Below are 8,416 nucleotides of genomic sequence, written 5' to 3' on the forward strand. Positions count from 1 at the left end.
CGGCCGAGACCTGCGAGCTCGCACCGCTGCTCGCGGAGGACGGTCCGGCGCTGTTGATCGACTGTCTGTCGCTGTGGCTGACGGACGCCATGGACCGGGTGGGCGCCTGGGACGACGAGCGGTGGCGGGACGGCGGGCAGGCGGCGCTGCGGGAGCGGACGGCGGAGCTGGTGGCGGCGGTGCGGGCGACGCGCCGCACGGTCGTGACGGTGACGAACGAGGTGGGTTCGGGGGTGGTGCCGGCCACGGCGGCGGGGCGCCGCTTCCGGGACGAGCTGGGCCGGCTGAACGCGGCCTTCGCGGACGAGTGCGAGGAGGTCGTCCTCGTGGTCGCGGGGCAGGCGCTGGTGCTGCGCGGGTAGGGTTCCGATCGCTGATGGACCTCGCTGACGTGATCACTGGGTGGAACCCTTGAACCTGGACGACTTCTCCGATCTGATCGAGCGCCCCGACGGCGGGATACGGCGTGACGCCGAGGAGCGCCGGGAGCGGCTGGCCGTGCCGCCGGGGGCGCTGGGCCGGCTCGACGAGCTGGGCGAGTGGCTGTCCGCGGCGCAGGCCTCGGTCGAGGTGCGGGCGATCGAGCAGCCGAAGGTCGTGCTGTTCGCGGGCGACCACGGGGTGGCCTCGCTCGACGTGTCGGGCCGTACGGCGGGGACCGCGTACGAGCTGGTGCGCGCGGTGCTCGACGGGGCGAGCCCGGTGGCGGTGCTCGCCCGCTCGATGAACGTGCCGGTGCGGGTCGTGGACGCCGGTCTCGACTGCGACCCGGAGCTGCTGCCCGCCGAGGTGGTACGGCACCGGGTGCGGCGGGGCAGCGGCCGGATCGACGTGGAGGACGCGCTGACGGTCGAGGAGACCGAGGCGGCGGTCCGGCTCGGTGTCGCGCTCGCCGACGAGGAGGCGGACTCGGGCACCGATCTGGTGGTGCTCGGGGATCTGAGCGTGGGCGGGACGACCCCGGCGTCGACGCTGATCGCGGCGCTGTGCGGGACGGACGCCTCGGTGGTGACCGGCCGGGGCGGTGCCGGGATCGACGATCTGGCGTGGATGCGCAAGTGTGCGGCGATCCGGGACGCACTGCGGCGGGCCCGGCCGGTCCTGGGCGACCAGCTGGAGCTGCTCGCGGCGGTCGGCGGGGCGGACCTGGCGGCGATGACCGGGTTCCTGCTGCAGGCCTCGGTGCGGCGGATGCCGGTGATCCTGGACGGTGTGGTGGGCGCGGCCTGTGCGCTGGTGGCGCAGCGGGCGGCGTTCCGGGCGCCGGACTGGTGGCTTGCGGGTCAGGTGAGCGGGGAGCCGGCGCAGGCGAAGGCTTTGGACCGGATGGCGCTCAACCCGCTGCTCGATCACGGCGTCCATGTGGGTGAGGGAACCGGGGCATTGCTCGCACTTCCCCTCGTCCAGGCCGCGGCGGCGTTCGCCGCGGAGCTGCCCGAGCGTCCGGATCCGACCACTCCGGAGGCCGAGGACGCGACGGAGGCCTGAGCGCGGGCGGAAGGGAACGGCCGACTCCGGGGCGGACACGTGCGACGCGCGCGTGGCCGCCTTCGGCGTCTCCGTACGGCACACACTGCCCCATATGATCGCTTTTCATGGGAGAAGTCCGCTTGTCTGCCGAAGCAGCACCCCGGGGCAGCACCCCCCGTTCGCGTCGGAGCGCCGCGTTCGCCGTCTGGTACCTGCGCGTCGTCACGTTCATCAATTTCCTGGGTGCCGTCTGGGTCTCCTTCGGGCAGGACCTGCGCCGCCACAACGAGGACAACTACTTCACCCCGTACCTGCTCACCGCGGGCTTCGCCTCGGGGGTCTTCACCCTCTTCCTGGCGATCACCATGCGGCGCCGCAAGCGGGCCGCGTGGATCCTCAACATCGTGCTCAGCGGCCTCTTCCTGCTGCTCTTCGTCCTCGTGATGTTCTTCCCCGAGATCCGGCAGCACGCCCAGAACTGGATCTCGCTGGTCCTCACCGCCGTGTTCGTGCTCGCGCTGTTCCTCGGCCGCAAGGAGTTCTACGCGAAGGGCGACCGCTCCAACCCGAAGCTCGCGGCGGGGGTGGCGGTCGGCGGACTGCTCGTCACCTCTCTGCTCGCCGCCGTCCTGGTGACCGTCACCAACCAGTCCACCGGTCACTCCACCTTCATGGACCGCTGGAAGTACGGCCTGCTGCGGCTCGCCACGCTGGCCTCGGACGACTCCGGCTTCCCCGGGATCCACCCTCCCGGCTGGGTCGACGTCACCATCAACGTGATGTCCACGCTGCTGCTCTTCGCGGTGCTCTTCGCCGCCTTCCGCTCGCGGCGGGCCGTCGACCCGCTGACCGAGGAGGACGAGGAGCGGCTGCGGGTCCTGCTCGACAAGCAGGGCGACCGCGACTCGCTCGGCTACTTCGCGCTGCGCCGCGAGAAGAGCGTCGTCTGGTCGCCGAGCGAGAAGGCCGCCATCGCCTACCGCGTGGTCGGCGGGGTCTCGCTCGCCTCCGGCGACCCGATCGGCGACCCCGAGGCCTGGCCGGGCGCCATCGAGCCCTGGCTCGCCGAGGCGCGCGAGCACGGCTGGATCCCGGCGGTGATGGGCGCGAGCGAGGAGGCCGGGGTCATCTACGCCCGGCACGGTCTCGACGCCCTGGAGCTGGGCGACGAGGCGATCGTGGAGACCGACGAGTTCACCCTGGACGGCCGGGCCATGCGGACCGTCCGGCAGGCCTTCAACCGGGTGAAGCGGGCCGGGTACGAGGTCAGGATCCGGCGCCACGAGGACATCCCCGCGGACGAGATGGCCGAGCTGCTCCGCAAGGCGGACGACTGGCGGGACGGGGCCACCGAGCGCGGTTTCTCGATGGCGCTCGGCCGGCTCGGCGACCCCCGGGACGGCAAGTGCGTGATGCTGGAGTGCACCGACGAGACGGGTGGGTTGCGGGCGCTGCTCTCCTTCGTCCCCTGGGGCCCGAAGGGGCTCTCGCTCGATCTGATGCGCCGTGACCGGGACTCCGAGAACGGCCTGATGGAGTTCATGGTCATCGAACTCCTGCAGCGCGCCAAGGAGATCGGGATCACTCAGGTCTCGCTCAACTTCGCGATGTTCCGCTCCGTCTTCGAACGTGGCTCGAAGCTCGGGGCGGGACCCGTGCTGCGCATGTGGCGTTCGCTGCTCAGTTTCTTCTCCCGCTGGTGGCAGATCGAGTCGCTGTACCGCGCCAACGCCAAGTACCGACCGATCTGGGAGCCCCGATTCATGCTCTTCGAGAAGAGTGCGGACCTGCTGCGCATCGGCCTCGCCGCAGGCCGCGCCGAGGGCTTCCTGGAGGCCCCCGGGCTGCCGAAGTGGCTGCACCGCAGACATCTGGAGAGCGGCCGTTGAGACACGCCGTGCGCGAGTTCGCCCGCCGCGAGTGGGGGCCGCTGTTCACCACCGTGCGGACGGCGGTCGTCACGAAGAAGTGGCGTGCGGTTCCGATGACGCTGGGCGCCGTCTGCCTCACCGCCCTCTTCCAGGTCGTGCAGAACCAGGACTGGGGCTATCAGGCGGTCCAGGACATCGGTTCCGTACGGGCCGAGGATCCGCTGTGGCTCGCACTGCTCCGGACCCCGCTCTCGCTGTTCGTCCCCGCGCTCGACCTGCCCGTGTGGGGTGCCCTCGCGCAGGTCCTGCTGGTGTTCGGGATCGCCGAGATCTGCATCGGGCGGTGGCGGACGCTCGGCATCGCGTACCTCGCCACCCTGGCCGGCACGCTCTACGCGCGCGTGGGCATCGCGCTCGGCCCGGACAGCGCGTTCGGGCTGCCCGCCTCCGACGCGCAGGTCGTCGACACGGGCCCGTCGGCGGCCGTGGTGGGCCTCGCGGTCTACGTCTGCTGGCGGTACGGCGCGCGGTGGACGGGCGGGCTCGTGGTCGTCGCGATGGTCGTCGAGGTGATGGTCAAGGCGAACCTGGCGGGCAAGGAGCACCTCGCGGCGATCGCCGCCGTCCTCGTCCTGATCGCGGTCCGGGCCGGGCGCGGGCGCCGTCAGGACGGCGGTGTCGGGCCGCGCCCGGGAACGCGCTCCTGGAAGCCTCCGATCAGGTCCTGAAAGCGGCGCCGCACCTTGGTCCAGCGCCTGTCGTGGCGGTACGTACGGATCCGGGAGCGGGCCCTGGCCCGGTGGCGGCGCCGGTAGAAGCGCTTGGACCACCAGGAGCCGGGGCGGGCCAGGCGGACGGCGCCGACGATCGCCACGAACGGGACCAGGGTCCCGAACACGGCCATCCGGAGCTTCCCCTTCACCAGGGCGACCAGGACGAGGAGGAAGTTCAGCGCGAGGCTCAGGATGAAGGCGGCCCGGTCCTGGCGCTCGTCCGCCGTCATGTCGTTGACGCCGAGCGGTGAGAAGCCGCTGAGCGCGAGCCCCACGAGGGCCGTGGTGAGCACGACCACCTCGACGCTCTTGCGGCCGTCCTCCGACCAGTACACGTCGTCGAGGTGGAGGATGAGCGCGAACTCGTCCAGGACGAGCCCCACGCCGATCCCGAAGACGACCGCGAAGACGGCTCCGCCGACGCCGTGCCGGTCGCTGCCCACCGCGCCGAAGCCACCGAGGACGGTGAGGACGACGCCCGGCACGACGTGATGGATGTGGAGTCCCCCCGAGGAGACGTTCCGGAAGGGGCCCTTCCCCGCCCGGATGAGCCGGGTGACGGTGCGGGTGACCAGGAATGTCAGGACGAAGGAGGTCAGAGCGAGCAGCATCGGGAGTTTGCCCGGCTCGACGATGTTGCGGGAGAACCAGTGACCCATGCCACCCCATTCCGATATGAGCGGTATGCGCAATCTACCGTTCAGGAGCGGCGATTACCCTGCCCGGATGGACGGCCTGCGTTTCGCCTTCGGGACCCTCACCGTGTTCCCCGCCCGCATCACCCGCTGGGACCGGGACGCGGCGCGCGCCGGCATGCTCTCGGCCCCGCTCGCGGGTCTCGTCGTCGGGCTCTGCTCCGCCGCGGCCGGCGGTCTCTTCCTGCTGCTCGGCTCGGGCCCGCTGCTCGCGGCCGTCGCCGCCACCGCCGTCCCCGCCCTGCTCACCCGGGGCCTGCACCTCGACGGCCTCGCGGACACCGCCGACGGCCTCGGCAGCGCCAAGCCGGCCGAGGACGCGCTGCGGATCATGAAGCAGTCGGACATCGGCCCGTTCGGCGTCATCGCCCTGGTCCTCGTCCTGCTCGCCCAGGTCGCCGCGCTGTACGAGCTGTACGGGGAGGGCTGGGCGCACGGCACGATCGCCGCCGCCCTCGCCGCCACCGTCGCCCGCCTCGCCCTCACCCACGCCTCCCGGCACGGCGTCCCCGCGGCCCGCCCCGAGGGCCTCGGCGCGATCGTCGCGGAGACGGTCCCGGCCCGCTCCGCGACCCTCACGACCGCCCTGGTCCTGGTCCTCTGCGCCTCGGCGGGCCTCCTCCTCTCCCCGTACGACGCCGTCCGCTCCGTCCTGGCGGCCGGCGCGGGCCTCTGCGCGGCGGCGCTGCTGCTCCGCCGGTGCGTGCGGCGCTTCGGCGGGGTGACGGGCGATGTGTTCGGCGCGGTGGAGGAGACGGCGGCGACGGCGGCGCTGATCGCGCTGACGCTGGGCTGAGCCCGTCTAAGGCCCTTCCGACCCTGATCCGCCGGACAGGCCCTGGCAGGGCTCGCGCCAGGCATCCAGCTCGTACCGCTTCCGCATCGAGCTGAGGCCCAGCTTCCTCGCCCGGGGGCAGAACTGGTCCGTCGTCAGTTCGTACTCGACGTGGAAGACGGCCTTGCCCGCCGCCGTGAAGGGGGCGAGACGGCCGCACTCGTCGTACTCCGCGCACTGCTCGTTGACCGCGAAGTCGAAGTCCGGGAGCAGCTTCGGGATCTGGTCCAGGTCGTTCTTGAGGCCGACCGCGAGGCCCCGGTCGTGGGCCATGCTCGCGAGGAGGCGGTTGTAGCGGAGCTGGTCGGCGGCGGTGAGCGGGAAGCCGGTGCGGTTCTTGTAGCCGTCCATGTTGTCGGGCTCGACGGCGTCGAAGCCCTTGTCCCGGCACATGTCGAGGCGCTTCGCCATGAGCGGTCCGAGGAGGTCGGTGCGGCGGATGTCGAGCCAGCGTTCGCCCTCCCAGCCGTTGCCCCTGCCGAGGAGGGCCTTCGGGAAGTCGTCGGCGTCGGGGCGGAAGTCCTCCCAGGCGCCGGTGGACAGGTAGCAGATCACCTTGCGGCCGCGGCGGTGGAGGTCGGCGACGGTCGACGCCGGGTGGTCGAAGCCGTCGATGTCGTACACCGGGACGTCGACCGTCGGGTCGAGCCGGCCGCTGAGCTGCCACTGCCAGCCGAGGCCTGGAGCGGGCCGCCACCGCCCCTCCTCGGTGGTCTTCGGGTCGGGGTCGGGGGCGCCGGTGCAGGCCGTGGCGAGCAGCAGCAGCCCTACGAGCAGGGGCAGCGGTCGTCTCATCGGGCGGGCTCCAGGAGGTGCGGAAGGGTGCCCCAGGGGTGCGCGCCGGTGCCCGGGACGGCGCAGTGCACCGGGGTGGCCGGGCGGAAGCCGGCGGGGGCGGCATAGACGAGGTGGCAGTAGTGGGCGGCGACCGGCAGGTCCAGGGTCCGATAGGTGTCCCAGGGGCCCTCGAAGGTGACGAGGAGGTCGGCCTGGGCCTCGTAGCCGGGGTCGGGGTGGGCGCCGTGGTTGAAGACGAGGGTCGCGGCCCCGGCGGCCCGGGCGGCGACCGCGATCCGGCGGTAGTGGGCGAGGGCGGCGGGCGCGGTCGCCACCTGGTCCAGGAAGGCGCCGTCGGCGCCGTACCAGTCGCGGTGGCGGAGCAGTTCGGCGACGACCTCGGCGTGCGGGCGGCGCCCGTAGGCGGTGTCCACGTAGCCGAGGACCCGGACGCCGGCGGCCCGCAGCCGCCCGGCGGCCTCGGCGAACGCCGGGTCGGGCGCCCCGCCGGCCCCGCTCGCCGGGTTGAGGACGACGCCGTACAGGGACGGCGCCGCGTCGACGAGGGCCGACCAGGCCTCGGGACGTTCGGCCGGGTGCTCGTAGTACGGCACCAGGAGGGAGGGGATCGTCATGGCTTCCTAGGCGCGGTGGGCGGTCGGGCGTGCCAGCAGGGCACAGGTCAGGGCGGCGAGTACCGCGGCCGCTCCCCCGGTGGCCAGCGGGCCCGCCACCGGTTCCACGGTCTGCGCCGCCGCCGCGAGCAGGCAGACGGTGGCGGCGCTGAGCACCGCGCCGAAGGCCTGGAGCAGCAGCCCGAGCCAGAGCACCGTCCCGATCAGGAGCAGCGTGACCAGGCGCGGGAGCGTCGGCCAGGGCGCCCCCGGCCAGGCCAGGGTCGCGGTGAGGGTGAGGGCGAGGAGGACGGTCAGGTAGCCGCCGAGGCAGAGCACGAGGGTGCCGGTGACCGCCCGGCGGAACTCGCGGGCGGTGCTGAGGGTCCGCAGCCGGGCCAGGCTTTCGCCGCGGAAGCGGTGGAGGAGCCATTCGGCGGGCCCCATGGAGAGGGTGAGCGCGATGACCGCCCCCGCCCCGCTCACCGGCGTGTCGCCCACGCCCGCGTGGAGCACGAGCAGGCCGCTGCCGAGGCCGAAGAAGCCGTACGGGAGGGAGGCGGCGCGCGGGGGCCCGCCGCGGCCGCCCGCGCCCCGGCGCACGCCCGGGCGGAGCACGAGCGCGGCGAAGGCGACGGAGGCGGTGAGCGAGGCGAGGAGCAGTCCGGTGCGCAGCGCGTCCGGCAGGTCCCAGCGGAAGGCGGGGAAGGCGCCGGTGAGCGGCAGCAGGGCGCAGAGCAGGGCCCGTTCGCGGCCGAGGACCAGGAGCACGGTCGCGGCGGCGAGGTAGAGCGACTGCCCGGCGGCGAAGACGGCGGCCGGGGTCTCGCCGGGCGCGGCGGTCGCGAGGGCGACGGCCGTCCCGGCGAGGGCGCCGGCCGGGGCGCCGGTGAGCAGGGCGCGGGCGGCGGCGGGCCGGTCGCCGAGCCCCAGCCAGGTGTAGGCGCGGTGGGAGAGGGCCTGGTTCCACACCCAGCCGGTGACGGCCCCGGCGAGCAGCGGGACGGTTCCGGCGGGGAGCCCGAACCGGCCGTGCGCGCCGGCGAGCAGCGGTGCGGCGAGGACGTACGCGAGGCCGGGGAGGGCGAAGACGAGCCCGCGCAGCAGACAGCCCGCGAGCTCGCCGTACCAGGCGTTGCCGGGTGGCGCCTCGGGCTCGGGGTGGCGCCGCTCCACGCGCGCGTAGAGGTCCTCGGCGAGGGAGAAGGAGTCGGGGCGGCCGTAGGTGAGCCTGATGTGCTCGTCGGTCATGCCGTCGGACTCGAGGATCGCGGCGATCTCGTCCGGGTGCACGGCGGCGGCGACGAACCCGTCGAGTCGCCCGGCGAGTTCGTCGAGCGGATCGGCGGCGAGCTCGCCTGCGGCGGGGGGCGGGGTGGTC

General features: G+C 73.6%; 9 protein-coding genes. 5 read left to right on the forward strand and 4 right to left on the reverse strand.

Annotated features, from left to right (window positions below):
* From CCN56_RS32890 to CCN56_RS43580, 4 genes are all read left to right on the forward strand, one after another.
* A partial coding sequence (locus CCN56_RS32890) for a bifunctional adenosylcobinamide kinase/adenosylcobinamide-phosphate guanylyltransferase (protein WP_179200061.1) occupies positions 1-362 on the forward strand: 362 nt, incomplete at its 5' end.
* 49 nt (positions 363-411) lie between these two features.
* Positions 412-1,488 (forward strand): nicotinate-nucleotide--dimethylbenzimidazole phosphoribosyltransferase, encoded by a 1,077-nt coding sequence (cobT, locus tag CCN56_RS32895; RefSeq protein WP_179200062.1) that lies wholly within the window; start codon positions 412-414, stop codon positions 1,486-1,488.
* A gap of 107 nt (positions 1,489-1,595) precedes the next feature.
* Positions 1,596-3,359 carry a phosphatidylglycerol lysyltransferase domain-containing protein gene (locus CCN56_RS32900; RefSeq protein ID WP_086831522.1) on the forward strand — a complete coding sequence of 588 codons (1,764 nt, stop codon included), beginning with the start codon at positions 1,596-1,598 and terminating at the stop codon, positions 3,357-3,359.
* Complete coding sequence (locus CCN56_RS43580) at positions 3,356-4,069, forward strand: hypothetical protein (RefSeq protein ID WP_256962308.1); 714 nt, start codon at positions 3,356-3,358, stop codon at positions 4,067-4,069. The genes CCN56_RS32900 and CCN56_RS43580 overlap by 4 nt, the downstream gene beginning before the upstream one ends.
* Here the strand turns inward: CCN56_RS43580 and CCN56_RS32910 are convergent.
* Positions 4,006-4,773: a hypothetical protein gene (locus tag CCN56_RS32910; RefSeq protein ID WP_086831523.1), complete on the reverse strand. Its 768-nt coding sequence runs from the start codon at positions 4,771-4,773 to the stop codon at positions 4,006-4,008. The two genes, CCN56_RS43580 and CCN56_RS32910, sit on opposite strands and share 64 nt — an antisense overlap.
* Before the next feature lie 67 nt (positions 4,774-4,840).
* Between CCN56_RS32910 and cobS the strand changes: the two genes are divergently transcribed.
* On the forward strand, positions 4,841-5,605 hold the full coding sequence (cobS, locus tag CCN56_RS32915) for an adenosylcobinamide-GDP ribazoletransferase (protein ID WP_256962309.1): 765 nt from the start codon (positions 4,841-4,843) through the stop codon (positions 5,603-5,605).
* A 6-nt stretch (positions 5,606-5,611) separates the two neighbouring features.
* Here the strand turns inward: cobS and CCN56_RS32920 are convergent, their stop codons facing one another.
* From CCN56_RS32920 to CCN56_RS32930, 3 genes are all read right to left on the reverse strand, one after another.
* On the reverse strand, positions 5,612-6,439 hold the full coding sequence (locus CCN56_RS32920; RefSeq protein WP_086831525.1) for an endo alpha-1,4 polygalactosaminidase: 828 nt from the start codon (positions 6,437-6,439) through the stop codon (positions 5,612-5,614).
* Entirely contained in the window at positions 6,436-7,056 is a 621-nt protein-coding gene (locus tag CCN56_RS32925) for a spherulation-specific family 4 protein (RefSeq protein ID WP_086831526.1), read from the reverse strand. The genes CCN56_RS32920 and CCN56_RS32925 overlap by 4 nt, the downstream gene beginning before the upstream one ends.
* Before the next feature lie 6 nt (positions 7,057-7,062).
* A partial coding sequence (locus CCN56_RS32930; protein ID WP_086831527.1) for a hypothetical protein occupies positions 7,063-8,416 on the reverse strand: 1,354 nt, incomplete at its 5' end.

The sequence above is a fragment of the Streptomyces sp. NRRL B-24572 genome, from assembly GCF_002156145.1.
Lineage (GTDB): Bacteria > Actinomycetota > Actinomycetes > Streptomycetales > Streptomycetaceae > Streptomyces > Streptomyces vietnamensis.

Excerpts from the sequence above, each read along its gene's own strand:
- cobS (WP_256962309.1), top strand. The coding sequence starts at position 4,841 with ATGGACGGCCTGCGTTTCGCCTTCGGGACCCTCACCGTGTTCCCCGCC.
- CCN56_RS32920 (WP_086831525.1), bottom strand. The coding sequence starts at position 6,439 with ATGAGACGACCGCTGCCCCTGCTCGTAGGGCTGCTGCTGCTCGCCACG.
- CCN56_RS32900 (WP_086831522.1), top strand. The coding sequence starts at position 1,596 with ATGGGAGAAGTCCGCTTGTCTGCCGAAGCAGCACCCCGGGGCAGCACC.
- CCN56_RS32910 (WP_086831523.1), bottom strand. The coding sequence starts at position 4,773 with ATGGGTCACTGGTTCTCCCGCAACATCGTCGAGCCGGGCAAACTCCCG.
- CCN56_RS32925 (WP_086831526.1), bottom strand. The coding sequence starts at position 7,056 with ATGACGATCCCCTCCCTCCTGGTGCCGTACTACGAGCACCCGGCCGAA.